This is a genomic window from Hymenobacter translucens (assembly GCF_020685205.1).
Lineage (GTDB): Bacteria > Bacteroidota > Bacteroidia > Cytophagales > Hymenobacteraceae > Hymenobacter > Hymenobacter translucens.
Genome location: NZ_JAJERB010000004.1, coordinates 15,219 through 30,456 on the forward strand (window position 1 = coordinate 15,219; position 15,238 = coordinate 30,456).

Genomic DNA, 15,238 nt, shown 5'->3' on the forward strand with positions numbered 1-15,238 from the left:
AACACCACGGATTGACCCCCTCATCCTGTGCTGGGAGAAAAGGCAGTTATACCGGTTCAGACCCTTAGCTGTGACATATACCCTACCCTCGGGGCCGGCTGGCCAGCTGCTGTAGGGCCAGAGTTGTGAGCAGGATCAGGAGCACCGGGAACACCACCAGCCACCAAGCCGTGGGGGTCAGCCGCACCAACGCCAGCGTCCGGCCCCAACTGGGCACCTCGGGTGGCAGCCCTACGCCCAGAAAGGATAACGTGGTTTCCAGCCCGATAAGGCCTGCAATACTTAATGGGAAGCTTGTTTTGACCGGCCGTAAGGCATTGGGCAGCACATGTCGGACCAGAAGCCGAAGCTCCGGAATACCGGCCGCCCGGGCAGCCTCCAGGTAGGGGAGCTGTCGAACCCGGGCTACCTCAGCCCGCACCAGCCGCGCCGTACCCACCCACGACGACAACGCCAGTACCAGGACTAGTGTGGGCAGGGAGGGCTCAACCACGGCAGCCAGCGCCAGCACCAAAACCAGCCGGGGTATGGACGACACAAGGGTTATGCATGCCTGCAGCAGGGAATCAAGCGGGATAGGGACCGGAGCGGACAGCCGTTTGACCTGCAGAAGAATTCCACCAACCATGAAAAAGCCAGTGGGGATAGCCAGCAGATACAGCATGCGGTAGGAACCCCAGTAGCAAGGCAGCGCAGCCAGAGTAAAAAGTACAGCCGCTCCCGCCGCCACCAGCCAGCCGGTCTTTACCCGTAAGCCACTGTTGCCCCAGAAACCTGCGCTGCTTCCGCTGCTGATACCGGCCAGGGCCGCAAGCAGGGCGGCGGGCAGACTGACCAGCAGTGCCGTGCGGGTGCCGTACAACAATGCCGTCAGCACGTCCCGGCCATACGGATCGGTGCCGAGCAGGTGGCCCGGGTGGCTAAACTGACTTACCTGGGGCGGCATGGCAATGTTGGTCAGGTCAACGGTATCAGGAGAGAAAGCCAGCGGCAGGTAGGGTACGGTCAGGGCCACGGCCAGCAGAAGCAGCAGCCAGGTTAGCGCCAGCCCGGCCCCCCAGCGTCGAGCCCTGGTCATGAAGCGGGGCGCAGACGAGGGTCTGCCAGCTGATAAAGCCAGTCGGTAAGGATATAGGCTGCCAGCCGGATTGTGGCCAGAAGCAGCACGCCAGCCAGCAGCACGGGAAAGTCGCGGGCAGCAGCTGCCTCGGCCAGCGCCCGGCCCATTCCCGGTCGGGCAAAAACGGTTTCTACGACCACCGTCCCGGCAACCAGCGCCGGCAATAGCTCGGCCAGAACCGTCAGAAACGGCAGCCAGGCATTGCGCAGAGCATGTTTTTGCTGGACCCGGGAAGTCGAAAGTCCCTTCGCCCGGGCCGTTGTAGCGTAGGCCTGACCAAGCTCGTGCTGCAGGGCTGCATCCAGCTGAAGAGCCAGCCCGGGCGTGGTTACCAAGACCAGGCAGGCCAGCGGAAGCGCAAGATAGTACAGGTAGGTGCCGAGCTGCTGCCACCAGACCGCTTCCGTAGCAATCCGCCCCTCCCCATACGCCGGAAACCAGGCCAGCACGTCGGGGTTAGCCAGCAGCAGGAGCAGGAGCAGCGCCACTACGAATAGCGGAAGGATATCCAGGAGGGAAAGAATACTGCGCAGAGCCGCCTGCCAGCGGGGGCGGGTAAACACGCCCAGGGCCAGGGCCAGCGTAGTAGCCAGAACCGCAGCGCCAACTGTCAGGGGTAGGGTGTGCCGCAGCGAATCAAGCAGCACGGAGGTAACCGGCTTACTGTCGCGGTAAGAAAAGCCGAAGTCGCCCCGGCTTAACTGCTTCACCCAGCTGTGATACTGGTTGGCCGTTCCATGCCACTGCCAGCGGCGGGCAGCGTTCGGGTTCAGGTAGCTCCGCTCAAGCGTAATATAAAACAGGGGAGCATCAAGTCCGTAGCGGTGCCGCATCCGCTGCTCGGTCGCGCGGCGCTGGCTGGTCGGGTCGGTAAGGCCGATGGCATCAGCCTCCAAAGAGGGCAGCGGGGGAGCGGCGCCCAAACCCCGGCTCAGCAGAAAGATGAGGGACAGAACCAGCCACGCGGTGGGCACCAGTACAACTACGCGCCGCCACAGGTAGATACCCATATTAGTGGCTGTCGTCCGGCCGGCTGGTAATAGCCATTACGTTATACCCGGGCGGCAGCCCGGAAATCTGCAGGTTGGCTAGCCGGCTGGCCGCCACAATCTGGTAGCGGTTAAAGTACAGCACGGTCAGCGGACATTCAGCCTGCAGCAGTGCCTGAAGCCGGCGCAGCAGCCGGGCCTTGCGCTGCGGGTTCTGCTCGGTAGTAATCGACTTAATCAGCCGGTCGGAATCCGGGGTGCCAAACCGCGTGAAATTGCCGCTGCCAATGCTTTCCGTGTGCAGAATTGGCGCAAAGTTGTAAACGAAGGGGTTTCCCGTCATGCTCCGTAGATACAGATCATACTCCCCGGCCCGGAGCCGGCCCGATAGCACCGAAGACTCCGTCGGATGCAGGGTTATCGGAATACCAAGCTGGGCTGCAGCCGCGCGTAATTGTAAGCCAATTGCCTCGTAGGTGGGCTCGCCGGCCCGGTAGCTTAGTCGCAGGGCCAGCCGCTGCGGGCTCTGACCGGGCCGCTGCCGCTCCCAGCCCGTAGCAGTGCGCTGCCAGCCGGCGCGTACCAGCAAGCGGCTGGCCTCCGTTGGGTCGAAGGCAAAAGGGCGCAGGCTGTCGTTGTAGAAGGCTTTATTTTCCGGATTGATCAGTCCGACGCTCCGATAGGCATGCCCCTGCTGCGTGGCCTGGATAAGCTGGGGGACGTCAAATAGGTGGCTGATGGCCTGGCGGGTAAGTCGGTGTGCCAGCAAGGAGCTGCGGGTATTAAATCCGGCCACCGTCATGTCGTAGGAAGGAGCCGTGTAAAAGGACAGCTCCGGGTGCCGGGCCGAGTCGGCCTGCAGGCGGCCAAACTCCCGGGCCGGCATACGCGGGTACAGGTCAACATCTGCCCGCCGCATGGCCAGCAGGGCCGTAGCGTCATCCGGGATAACGTGAAACTCGATTTGCTCGGGACGCGCCTGGAGCTGGGGGGCGGTTTGCTGCAGGGCCTGACCCCACCACCGGGGCTTGCGCCGGAATTCCAGCTGCTGCCCGGTTTTCCAGCTCGCCAGACGGTAAGGCCCGGAGCCCGGCAGCGCATCCGGGTGTTGCCCGATCTGCGCCGCTTTATAGCGCTGCACGAATGGGGCAACGTCAGGGTAGTGGCGTAGGGCGAGGCTGTCTTGTTGCAGAGCGGCGAGCGGAACCGCACCCAGCTTGTTCTGCGGGTCGAGATAGTGAGCCGGCAAGATGGGGAAATCACCGGAAGCCAGCACCAGCTCTGGGGCGGCTCCTTCGCACACCAGCGTAAACCGGCGGGAGTCGAGCGGGTCGGGTTGCAGGGCAGTAATAAACCCAAACTGGGCGCGGACTTCCTCGTTGGGAAGGTCGGGGCAGTTCATTACCTTGAGGGTAAACTCCACATCCCGCGCCAGAACAGGCTGACCATCGTCCCAGCGGGCAGAGTCGCGCAGGCGGTAGGTAATCAGCGTCCGGGCGCCCTGGTGCCGAACGCTTGGCATGGACTCAGCCAGCAGGGGAACAAAGCGCTGCTGTTCGTAGTCGACCGTTAGCAGGCTTTGGTAGAGCAGGTTTACGCCCTGTCGGGCATTTTCATTAGGCTGAGTGAGCGGGTCAAGCGTTTCGGGGTCCCGAATCCAGCGTACCCGAAGGGGAAGCTCCCGGCTGGCCGGGGAAGAGCTGCACGAACTTGCTTCCGCAAAAACAACCAGCAAAAAAAGGCTTGTAAAGAGTCGAATCATAGGCTCGGGAGGCTGCGGAGGCCGGGCAAGTTAGCCAAGATTCATTTTCGCTGGCTTAGCTACAGGTAGGGCTAGCCCCGGTCACCCCAACCAGTGTTACCGCTGTCGGTTGGCGGAGTCGTTGGGGGGACAACGATAGGGGGGGTATCACCATCAATCTGACTGGGGGACGTAGTCGGCGACCCTGTCAGCGTGGCAATCTGGAGAATAATGATGGTTAGGAGCTCGAACATGATGCAGTGGTGGAGGTCAGGTGATTGAACTACACAAAGTTGCGGTTAGTGCTCCCGGGCAGAAAGGACAAAGCTACCCAAAAAAAGACAAGGACTTAACTTGTAAATATTTATAACTTATAAAGATATTTTTATAAAAACCAAACAGGCTGGTTCACAAAGGGGTTAGTATGAATTTATATCTATGAAATATGTGTACAATTGTGACATTAAATAAAGTATTAAGGTGTAACCGTCCAGTTTGCAAAGAACTATAGTCGTGCAGCGCCTAACAAGGAAGAAATTCCTTTTTGGGTGACATCGATTTTAGCGCTTGTATTGCCTCTATTACTAGTTATAAAGCAGGATTTGCGTAGTTTGATATGGAAGAACTGAGAAATTTAGCTCGAATTGTGACAGGGCGCCGCTTACAGACTCTCCCCCTGGTTGACTTTAATATAAAGGCCGCCAACAAGGAGCTGCAGCTGCTGAACCTGCTTAAGGAAGACGACACCAGCACCCAAAACCAGATCAGCAAACAGCTTTACAACAAGAAGCAGGGCGACAGTGTCGCGTTCCGGAAGCTGAAGTCGCGGGTCGAGCATAAGCTCCTTAACCACCTGTACTTTCTAGACCATACCGACCCCCGGCACAGCGTGTCGCGGCGCTTCGAGCTCCAGTGCCTGGAATTGTTTCACCAGAGCAGCGTGCTGCAGTGGGAAAGTGAATATTCCCTGGCCGAGCGGCTGCTGCGCAAATGCCTGCGCCTGGCCCAGGAAGGCGAGTTTACCCGCTATATCGTGCTGGCTTTAAACGAGCTGCGGGACCTGTACGCCGAGAAGCGGGAGCCGGCCCGTTACCGCGCCACCATGGAACAGCTCAAGCACTACCGGCAGGTGCAGGAGTGGGAGGAAGAAGCCTCGCAATTGTACTGGGACACCAAGATGATTATGATCCGGTCGGTAAAGCTGCGCTCAACCCTGCTCGACGATCTGCCCGGGTACATTCAGAAGCTGCAGCACCTGCACGAAAAGGCCCGGACCTTTTCAACCTTCTACTATCACTACCGGATGCAAATAACCCGGGAGGAGATGGTCGGCAACTTCGACGAGATTATCCGCATTACCAGCGCGGTTGAAGAGCAACTGGCGGCGGGGAAGATCAACAAAAAGCGGTTTGACAGCCGTTACAACAAGTTCATGAACATTTACGCCCTGCTCCGGAACCGGCAGGCGCAGAAAGGGCTGGAACTGGCCGAAGGATACTTCAAGGACTTTCACCCTTCATCGGGCAACTGGTTTTACTTCCTGGAGCATTACCTGCTGCTGGCTTTGCACGCGGGGCAGTATTCGCAGGCCCACGAATTGATGCGCCTGGCCCACAAGAACACCTACTACTCCAAGCAGCGCGTGGCGGCTCTGCAGCGCTGGGACCTGTACGAAGCCTATCTGCATTTTATCTCGCCCGAAGCTTCGTCGCTGCGCCTGATGCACTTTGCCCAGTTCGTGCAGACCGTCCCGGACTATAGCCGCGACAAGCAGGGCTACAACGTGGCCATCCTGATTCTACAGTTTCTGTATTATCTGCGTCGCAACGACGAGGAAGCCCTGCTGATGCGTCTGGAAAGCCTGCGCAAGTACGAGCAACGGTGGCTGCGCGACCCGGCTACGCTGCGGAGTCAGCTGTTTTTGCGGCTGCTGGTGCTTACGGTGAAGGAAAATTTCCGGGCCGAGGTCTGCGAGAAAAAGGGCCAAACGTTACTCGCCCGGTTGCAGGGAGCCCCACAACCGGGCGAGGCGTATGCCGAGACCGAGATTATTCCGTATGAAGATCTGTGGGCTCTCACCCTAACAATCCTGCGTAATCATACAGCCGAGCCGGCTGGTGCTAGAAATAAGCTTAACGGAGAGTAACGTACCGATATAGATTAGGGACGGGCGGCCTGGGCACCGGGCGTGGAGGCGGGAGCAACGCCGGCAATGGTCATGTAGCGCTGAAACTGGACCTCGGTGAGGACCGTCTTGAGCTTCTCCGTGTATTCTTCTTGTACGACGCGCAGCTTGTCCTGCTGCATTTTTGGATCATCACTGTACATGGTGGCAATTTCCTGTTCCTGCACCAGGCGCTCGTAAGTGAAGCGGCGAACCTGCGCCGTACGGGCATCATCAAGCGAAATCTGCGAAGCCAGCTTACGAGTGGCCTCGGTGGCCTGGGCGCGCAGGTCACCGGCGAAGGAGGGGACGGCCTGCAGCGTCTGGAAGCTAACGGCCAGCATTACGAGGAGTACGAGCTTTTTCATAGCGAAGAAGATTGATTGGGTTATTGTGTTTCGATGAGGCAAATAAAGCTATTAATTATTAGACTAGTTCAATTCCGATAAAAATTATTTTCTTAATAAAAGAACCATTATAATTATTTTTATAAAAATGTAAGCACATCAATATGAATCATTGAAACAGATAAACCCCAGCTTACCAAGATGTAAATTCTTGACAAACTGGGGTTTATGTAGAAATGAGGCGCCGATTTGCTACAATAGCGCTTGCATCGGTGAAACAGGGTGTAACTGGACTACACCGGTCTACTTGCCGGTCACTTTAAATTCTGTTCTACGGTTCAGCTGCCGTCCTCCTTTCGTAGAGTTGGGGGCTACAGGCTGCGTATCGCCGTAGCCAGCGAAGGAAAGCCGGCCCTGGGCGACACCTTTCTGGAGTAGATAGTCGACGACGGCCTTGGCCCGGCGCTGGGAGAGGTCCTTGTTGTAGGCGGACTGGCCCACGTTGTCGGTGTGGCCGGAGATTTCCAGCCGGAGGTTGGGTGTTTCCGCCAGTAGCTTCTGCAGCCGCTCGAGCTCGGCCGTGCTTTCCTTGCGCAGCGTAGCCTTGTCGAAGTCAAAGAAAATATTGTTGAGTACCACCTTGACGCCCACATCCAGCTTTTTTAGGGCAATGTCCTTCGTGACCTGAGCATAGGCTGCCCCCTCGGGCAGGTCGAAGTTCTCGGAGTGAAACAGGTAGCCCTCCTGCCGCACCACGATGCCGTAGTTGATGCCCGAGGGCAACGACACCAAATAGCGACCCGACTGGGCATTGGATCGGAAAGACGCAATAATGGCATTGCGGGAGTTGTCGACCACGTCGATAGTGGCTTCCAGGGGCTGCTTGGAGGCTTCGTCGGTGACCACGCCTTTCAGGATAGTAACCTGAGCCGTGGCAATGGCGACGGGCGGAGCCAGCAGCGTTTCCTTTACCGGCTGGGCGCGGGAAGCCAGAAGTTGATCTTCCTGGGAAAGCAGCGGCTGTTTCTCCGGACCAAGAAACGTTACCTGGTAGATGTCCTTGCTGCCTTCGCCGGCGTCGCGGAACGAGGAATAGTAGCCGTGCCGACCCGAGGCCGATATTACAAAGAACACGTCATCGTCGGGAGTGTTGATCGGCCAGCCCAGGTTCTCGGGCACGCTCCAGCGGCCGTTCTCGAACACTGACTTAAAGATGTCGTAGCCCCCCATGGAGTTGTGGCCTTCAGAACTGAAGTACATGGTTTTGCCGTCGGGGTGCATGAACACGCCTTCCTCGCCGTAGGGCGTATTGATAACGGAGCCCAGGTTTTGTGCCTTGCCCTTGCCTTCAATCTCAATGCGGTAGATGTCCCGGCCCCCGAGCCCGTCTTCCTTTTTGTCGCTTACGAAAAACAGGAAGCGCCCATCCGGCGAGTACGAGGCCGACGACTCGTGGGCGTTGCTGTTGATGCGGGAGCCCAGCTTTTGCGGCTTGCCCCACTTGGCCCCGCGCAGCTCAGCCTGGTTCAGGTCACCCCCATTGTCTTCCACGTACACGAGCATGCGCTGTCCGTCGGGCGAGAGGCCCACGGTAGCATCGTGGCCTTCGGTATTGATTGGAGCACCCAGGTTGGTCGCCGGGTTCCAGCCGCGGGCGGAGCGGGTGCTTTGGTAGACATCTTCAAAAAAGCCACCTGTTTGAGGGTCCGACAGGCCTCCGCTGGAGTTGTCGCGGCGGGAGGTAAACAGAATAACGGATTCATCCGCCGTAATAACCGGGCTGTACTCGGGGTAGGGCGAGTTGATGGTGGCGCCAATATTATCGATAAACACCCGCACCGGCTTTTGCATAAGCTTACGGCCGTTTTCGCACTCGTGTATCTTCTTGGTGATGTCGCCCTGGTCGTAGCCGGCTGCTTTGCCGGCAGAAGGCTGAGCGGCCTTGTACTCGGCAATGGCCTCGTCCCACTTGGCATTCAGATGCAGACCGTCGGCCAGCAGGTAGTGAATGCGCGGGTCCCCGGTAGGATTCAGCTGGTAGGCTTTCTGCAGGTAGGGCAGGGCCCGGCTCTTGTACTCCGAGTGCAGGTAGCTGTCGCCAATGCGCAGGTTGAGGCGGAAGTTGTCGGGGTTAAACTTCTGGGCCACCAGGTAGTGCTGCAACGCTACCTCGTAGCGGCCCGGGTCCGACTCGTAGGCTTCGTCACCGAGCTTGAGCTCCCGTTGGGCATTCTTAAGTCCTTCTTTGTCGCTGCCAAAACGGTCCTTGCTGAACTCCACGCTCTGGGCGTGGACGGCCGCTGCCAGCAGCAGGGCCCCACAGGTAGAAAGAAATCGGAAAGCTAAACGCATAGATAAGGGAAAAGCGCAGGTAGGATCAAAAAAGAAAAAGCTGACGACAGGATCAGGAAAGACTTACCGGGTTACTCACAGCCAGCAGCGGCAGCGTAGTTGGTGGCCGTCTGGAGACCCAGGTCGGAGGCTTTGCGCCAGTCGGCGCAGGCCCCGTTGGCGTCGCGCAGCATTTCGCGGGCATTGGCCCGGTTGAGGTAGGCTTCGGCGTAGTCCGGGTTCAGGGCAATGGCCTTGTCGGCGTCGGCAATGGCTTTTTTGTAGTCCTCGAGCTTGAAGTAGGCGGCGGAGCGGTTGTTCCAGGCGAAGGCGTAGCTCCCGTTCAGGTCCACGGCCTTGCTGAAGTCCTCAACGGCCCCTTTGAAATCTCCACTCTCAAAGCGGGTGCTGCCACGGTTGGTGTACGCCGTGGCGTTGTCGGACTTCTTCTGCAGGTAGTCGTTGTAATCGGCCAGGGCTCCTTTGAGGTCTCCGGCCCGGCGGCGGGCGGCAGCGCGGTTGAGCAAGGCCGGCAGCAGGTCGGGCTGGAGGCTGAGGGCCTTGGAGTAGTCCTGCACGGCGGCCGAGAAATTGCCCAGCTGCCGCTGGGCGCTGCCCCGGTCATGGTAGGCGTAGGCGTAGCCGGCATCGGCTTTCAGGGCCTGGTCGAAGTCGGCCTTGGCGGCCTGGTACTCGCCCTTTTCGAAGCGCAGCGCTCCCCGGTAGTACCAGGCGGGGGCATAGTCGGGTTTTACCTCAGCGGCTTTGCTGTAGTCCTGCTCGGCTTCGGGGCGCTGGCCCAGGGCTTCGCGGGCCTGACCCCGGCCAAAGTAAGACCCGAACCCGGCCGGGTCGAGCTTAATGGCCTGGTCGTAGTCCTGCACGGCCGGGGCATACTCCTTGAGCTCGTAGCGGGTGGTAGCACGGTTGTAGTAGGCCTTGGCAAAGTCGGGACGTACTTTCAGGGCCTGGTCGAAGTCCGCCAGCGCAGCCCGGTAGCTTTTCTGGTTGTACTTGGCTACTCCGCTGTTATAGAGCTTTTCGGCCAGCTGGGCGGGGGGCAGGGTGCTGGCACGCACCGTATCGACCTGAGCCTGCACGGCGGCTCCGGAAAGGCCGAAGGCAGCCGTAAGAAAGATGGTTCTGAGCATAGCGCAAAGGCGGCATGTGCCGGCCGTCGCTAAATGTAATTTATTTGCGCGAAGACCGCACGGCGAACAAGCCTTTTATCGGTGAACTGGGACTTTCCGGTTGCTGCTGGTTCGGGTTGAGACAGGTCGGTTCGGCCCCATGTGAGATTTCCCGCGGCCAGCATCGAGTGTCCGTAAGCACTTACAGCATGGGAGAGGACGCAGAAACCTTTCCCGCGCATTGGCACTTATACATTGCGTATTTTTGTGCGGCCCCCGGGCTTACCTCTTATTTTTCACCTTTCACGTTTATATACCAATGGCCACCTACCCTGAATATATGGTAGCTCCTATCCGGCAGGACCTCGTGGAGGCCGGCTTCGAGCAGCTCATGACCCCTGAAGAAGTTAGCTCTGTACTCGAGAACACCAGCGGCACCGTGCTGCTGGCCGTGAACTCGGTGTGCGGCTGCGCCGCTTCCAAGGCCCGCCCGGCCCTTAAGCTGGCCGTTTCCAGCGCCGAGAAAAAGCCTGCCAAGCTGGTAACGGTTTTTGCCGGCATGGAAACCGACGCCGTTGCCGAGGCCCGGCAGCACCTGCTGCCTTACCCGCCTTCCTCGCCCTGCATTGCCCTGTTCAAAGACGGCGAGCTGGTGCACATGATTGAGCGGTACCACATCGAAGGCAACGACATGATGCGCATCGTGGACAACCTGCACGGTGCCTTCGAGGAGTATTGCTAGCGTTTTTAGGTCTTAGGGACTTAGGGCTTAGGTCTTAGTGCAGACGCCCAATGAGAAAAAGAAAAGGGCCCGCAACCGAAGTTGTGGGCCCTTTTCTGTAACCTGACGTCAGCAGGGCAGTAGCACCCTAAGACCCTAAGACCCTAAGACCCTAAGACCCTAAGACCCTAAGACCCTAAGACCCTAAGACCCTAAGACCCTAAGACCTACAGCCCCAGCGACTTGAAGAAGGCTTCCTGGTTGGGCTCCCGGCCGAGAAACTCCTTGACGAGATTGTACTCCTCGTCGGTGCCGCCCCGGGCCAGGATCATATCCCGGTAGCGCAGGCCGGTTTTCTTGTCCATTACGCCGTTCTTCTCGAACACGGAGAACATGTCTTCGGCGTACACTTTCGACCACATGTAGCCGTAGTAGCCGGCGCCGTAGCCGGTGAGGTGGCCAAACGAAGCCTGCATGTTCGTGCCTTCCACGTAAGCGAAGGGCGTCAGCTGGTTTTGCAGGCGCTTCATCACGTCGGTAGTGGTTTCGGTGCCGTTCGGGTCAAACTTGTCGTGCAGGGTCATGTCGAGCGTGCCGTACAGGATCTGCTGCGAGGCGCCCAGGCCCGAGCCCACGTTGCGGGCGGCCCACATCTTGTCGTAAAGCGGCTTGGGCAGCACCTCGCCGGTCTGGTAGTGCTTGGCAAACGTCTTCAGGGCGTCGTAGTTCCAGGCCCAGTTTTCCAGAATCTGGGAGGGGGCCTCTACGAAGTCGCGCTTTACGCTCGTGCCCGACTGGCTCGACAGCTCGGCGGTGGTGAGCAGGTTGTGCATCACGTGGCCAAACTCGTGGAAGAACGTTACCACCTGGCCGTGGCTCATCAGCGCGGGCTTGCCGGCCGTGGGCGGGTTGAAGTTGCAAAGCAGCACAGCCTGGGGAAGCTGGTAGCCCTTGGGCGTAGCCTTGCCGCTGCTCACGCCAAAGCAGGCGGCGTGGGTGTACTTGTTGTCGCGCGGGAACAGGTCAATGTAGAATCGGCCGATAAGCTTGCCGTCGCGCTGCACTTCGAACATACGGGCGTCGGGGTGCCACACCTTCGGGTCCTTCACTTCGTTGAACTTCAGCCCGAACAAAGACTGGGTGGTCTGGAACAGGCCGTCAATAACCTTGTTTGCCTCGAAGTACTCCTTGATCTTCTCCCCGTCGAGCTGGTACTTGTCCTTCATCAGCAGGTTGCTGTAGAACGAGGTTTCCCAGGGGTTAATGGTCTTGGCGCCGGGGTCCTTAGTATAGGCGCGCTTCACCGTCAGCAGCTCCTCGAGGTCCTGCTGGCTTTTCTGCTTGACGCGGTCCACGAGCTTGGTTTCGAAGGCCCACACCGTTTCCGGGTTCTTGGCCATGCGGCTGCTGGTCTGGTACGCGGCGTAGGTTTTAAAGCCCAGCAGCTGCGCCTTTTTCTGGCGCTCAATCAGCAGCTTTTTCAGCACGTCCAGGTTTTTGTCGGCCGCGCGGTTGTTGTAGAGCGTGTAAAGCTGCTTGCGCTGCAGGTCCGACTCGGCGTAGCGCATAAACGTGCTGTAAGCCGGACCGTCGAGGCCGATGCGGTAGGCGTCGCCGGCGCGGGGGCGGCTTTTCTTATAGTCCTCGGGCAGGCCTTTCATGTCGGCCTCGTTCACGAGCAGGAAGCCCTGGTCTTTGGCGATGTTGCCGCCGAATTCCAGGCTCAGGTCACCGATCCGGTCGTTGATGGCCTGCAATTCCTTGCGCTTCTCGGGCGTCAGGGCAAAGCCGTTGCGCTCGTAGTCCTCGATGGTCTCCCGCAGGAACTTCTTCCGCGGGCCGGTCAGGGCCTGGGCTTCCTTGGTTTTGGAGTAGTCCTTGACGGCCTTGTAAAGCTGCTCGTCCAGCTCCAACTCATTGCCATACTTACTGATAATGGCCAGGCTTTTCTGGGCCTGGTTGCGGATGGCCGAGTCGGGGCTGGCGTTGTAGAGGATGCTGATGGGCCCGGCCACCCGGCCAATGTTGTCGCCCAGGTCGTCGAGGGCAAGCATCGTGTTGGTGAACGTCCGCTTGCCGGTCGGAACCTTGTAGATGGCATTCAGGGCCGACTTCGTGGAGCCGATGATGCCGGTGGTAGCCTGGGCAATGTCGGCCTTGGTGGCTTTCTGAAAGTCGATAACCTGGTTGAAGCCCGGCGTGAGCGGGTTGGCTGCGGGGGCCTGCGGACCGGCGGCAACCGCCGTAAAGCCGCTACCCAGCGCTGCGGCCAGAGTCAGGGCAACCCAGGCAGTAGAGTACGTCATACTCATAAGATGAAGTGGGAAAAAAGAAAGAAGGTCGGGCAAGGTAGCCACAATTCGAAAGACGCGCTGCCCGGCCGAAAGCTGCAAACCTGAAAAGCAAAAAAGCTGTTCCCGACGGGCGGGAACAGCTTCTAAGGCTTGGAGCAAGTGGCGTTTAGTTGGCGTACTCGCTCAGGAACTTGATGCGCATCAGCCGCACGTCTTCCTCGGTGTAGTCGTCGGTGCCCAGCTCACCCAGCGCTACCGCAATGTTGTCGGTGCTGGCCTGCAGGAAGTAATCGGTGATTTCGTCCTGCCGGTCCTGGTCGAGCACTTCGTTGATGTAGTAGTCGAGGTTGAGCTTGGTGCCGGAGTAGCAGATGTGCTCAATCTCCTCCATCAGCTCCCGCATGTCGATGCCCTTGGAAGAGGCAATTTCCTCCAGGTCCATCTTCTTGTCGATCTGCTGAATGATGTAGATCTTGATCTTGGACTTGTTGACGGCAGACTTCACCACCACGTCGGCGGCGGTCACGATGTCGTTTTCCTCGACGTACTTCTGAATCAAGCTCAGGAAGGGCTGGCCAAACTTCTGCGCCTTGCCCTGGCCGACCCCGCCCACGTGGGACAGATCTTCCATCTTGATGGGGAAGGTAGTCGCCATTTCCTTAAGGCTGGGGTCCTGGAACAAGACGTACGGCGGCAGGTTTTTCTCCTTGGCCATCTTCTTGCGCAGGCTCTTGAGCATCTCGAACAGCGTGGCGTCGTGCCCGGCGGCCTGCTGCACCTCTTCCTGCTCCTGCTCCTGCTGCACTTCCTCGTCGAAGTTGTGGTCCTTGGTGAGCTTGATGGAGTGGGGACTTTCGATAAAGTCCAGGCCCTTCCGGGTGATTTTCACCACCCCGAAGTTGTCGATGTCCTTTTCCAGGAAGCCGTTGAGCAGGGTCTGCCGGAGCAGGGAGTGCCAGAAAGCGGCGTCGTGGTCTTTGCCCTGCCCGTACACCGGCAGCTCGTTGTGGCCGTAGCTTTCGACGTGGGCATTGTTCATGCCCATCAGCACGGTACCGATGTGCTCGAGGCCGAAGCGCTGCTCGGTGGCAACCACCGCCTGCAGCGCCATCAGCACCTCATCCTTGGCCTCAAACCGCTCCTTGGGGTGGCGGCAGTTGTCGCAGAAGCCGCAGTCCTTCTCGAAATGCTCGCCGAAGTAGTGCAGCAGCTGCTTGCGCCGGCACACGGCCGAGTCGGCGTAGTTGGCCATTTCCTGAAGCAGCAGCTTGGAGTTGTCGCGCTCGGTCACGGGCTTGTCCTTGTTGAACTTCTCCAGCTTCACGATGTCGTCGTAGCTGTAGAACATCAGGCAGTTGCCCTCCAGGCCGTCGCGGCCGCCGCGGCCGGTTTCCTGGTAGTAACCCTCAATGCTCTTGGGCGTGTCGTAGTGAATCACGAAGCGCACGTCGGGTTTGTCGATGCCCATGCCGAAGGCAATGGTGGCCACAATCACGTCGGCTTCCTCATTCAGAAACGAGTCCTGGTTCTGCATCCGCACCTGGGGGTCGAGGCCGGCGTGGTAGGGCAGGGCCTTCACGTCGTTGACGCGCAGCAGCTCGGCAATTTCCTCCACCTTCTTGCGCGACAGGCAGTACACGATGCCGGCCTTGCCCTTGTGCTGCTTCACGTACTGAATCAGCTGCTTTTTGGTGTTGTGCTTGGGCCGCACCTCGTAGTAGAGGTTGGTGCGGTTAAACGAGGTTTTGAACACCGACGCATCGTCCATCTGCAGGTTCTTCTGGATGTCGAGCTGCACCTTGGGCGTGGCCGTGGCGGTGAGGGCAATGATGGGCACGTGGCCGATATTGTCGATGATGCCGCGAATCTTACGGTATTCAGGACGGAAGTCGTGACCCCACTCCGAGATGCAGTGGGCCTCGTCGATAGCGACAAAGGAAATAGTGGCCTTCTGCAGAAAGTCGATGGTTTCGTCTTTGGTCAGGCTTTCCGGGGCCACGTAGAGCAGCTTGATGTCGCCGCTGATAACGTCCTTCTTGACGCGGTTTACTTCCGACTTGGACAGCGTGGAGTTCAGGAACTGGGCATTGACCCCGAACGCGTTAAGCTGATCCACCTGATTCTTCATCAGGGCAATGAGGGGGGAGATGATGATGGCGGTGCCGGGCAGTACCAACGCTGGCAGCTGGTAGCACAGGCTTTTACCGGCGCCGGTGGGCATGATGACGAAGGTGTTGCGGCCCTCGATAACGTTCTGGATGATGGCCTCCTGGGTTCCCCGGAACTGACCGTACCCAAAAACTTCTTTTAACTTGCCTTTCAGATCGGCTACCGGCTTCACTGCTTCTTTGACGGCTGGAATGGAATTGCTCACTTGCTCGTAGAGGATTGAGATTCGAGA

The 15,238-nt window shown here is 58.9% G+C and carries 10 protein-coding genes; 2 read left to right on the top strand and 8 right to left on the bottom strand.

Annotated elements, in window-relative coordinates; translation table 11 throughout:
- Positions 1-82: 82 nt before the first annotated feature.
- From LJY25_RS10275 to LJY25_RS10285, 3 genes are read right to left on the bottom strand one after another with little or no spacing between them, the layout of a single operon-like run.
- Positions 83-1,078, bottom strand: coding sequence for an ABC transporter permease (locus LJY25_RS10275; RefSeq protein WP_227608247.1), 996 nt, complete (start codon positions 1,076-1,078; stop codon positions 83-85).
- Positions 1,075-2,130 (bottom strand): ABC transporter permease, encoded by a 1,056-nt coding sequence (locus LJY25_RS10280; protein WP_227608248.1) that lies wholly within the window; start codon positions 2,128-2,130, stop codon positions 1,075-1,077. The genes LJY25_RS10275 and LJY25_RS10280 overlap by 4 nt, the downstream gene beginning before the upstream one ends.
- 1 nt (position 2,131) lies before the next feature.
- Positions 2,132-3,844, bottom strand: a complete 1,713-nt coding sequence (locus LJY25_RS10285; protein ID WP_227608249.1) for an ABC transporter substrate-binding protein — start codon at positions 3,842-3,844, stop codon at positions 2,132-2,134.
- Positions 3,845-4,496: 652 nt separating this feature from the next.
- Between LJY25_RS10285 and LJY25_RS10290 the strand changes: the two genes are divergently transcribed.
- A complete protein-coding gene (locus tag LJY25_RS10290; protein ID WP_227608250.1) occupies positions 4,497-5,996 on the top strand; it encodes a hypothetical protein in 1,500 nt (499 codons plus the stop codon).
- Positions 5,997-6,010: 14 nt separating this feature from the next.
- Here LJY25_RS10290 and LJY25_RS10295 read toward each other — a convergent pair whose 3' ends face one another.
- From LJY25_RS10295 to LJY25_RS10305, 3 genes are all read right to left on the bottom strand, one after another.
- Positions 6,011-6,382, bottom strand: a complete 372-nt coding sequence (locus LJY25_RS10295) for a hypothetical protein (protein ID WP_227608251.1) — start codon at positions 6,380-6,382, stop codon at positions 6,011-6,013.
- Positions 6,383-6,664: 282 nt separating this feature from the next.
- Complete coding sequence (locus LJY25_RS10300) at positions 6,665-8,713, bottom strand: OmpA family protein (protein WP_227608252.1); 2,049 nt, start codon at positions 8,711-8,713, stop codon at positions 6,665-6,667.
- Positions 8,714-8,784: 71 nt separating this feature from the next.
- Positions 8,785-9,843, bottom strand: coding sequence for a tetratricopeptide repeat protein (locus tag LJY25_RS10305; protein ID WP_227608253.1), 1,059 nt, complete (start codon positions 9,841-9,843; stop codon positions 8,785-8,787).
- 319 nt (positions 9,844-10,162) lie between these two features.
- Here LJY25_RS10305 and LJY25_RS10310 point away from each other — a divergent pair, with 319 nt between their 5' ends.
- A complete protein-coding gene (locus tag LJY25_RS10310) occupies positions 10,163-10,564 on the top strand; it encodes a BrxA/BrxB family bacilliredoxin (protein WP_317206591.1) in 402 nt (133 codons plus the stop codon).
- Positions 10,565-10,770: 206 nt separating this feature from the next.
- Here the strand turns inward: LJY25_RS10310 and LJY25_RS10315 are convergent, their stop codons facing one another.
- A complete protein-coding gene (locus tag LJY25_RS10315; RefSeq protein WP_227608254.1) occupies positions 10,771-12,849 on the bottom strand; it encodes a M3 family metallopeptidase in 2,079 nt (692 codons plus the stop codon).
- Positions 12,850-13,003: 154 nt separating this feature from the next.
- Positions 13,004-15,211, bottom strand: coding sequence for a DNA helicase RecQ (gene recQ / locus LJY25_RS10320; RefSeq protein WP_227608255.1), 2,208 nt, complete (start codon positions 15,209-15,211; stop codon positions 13,004-13,006).
- Between the last annotated feature and the right edge of the window lie 27 nt (positions 15,212-15,238).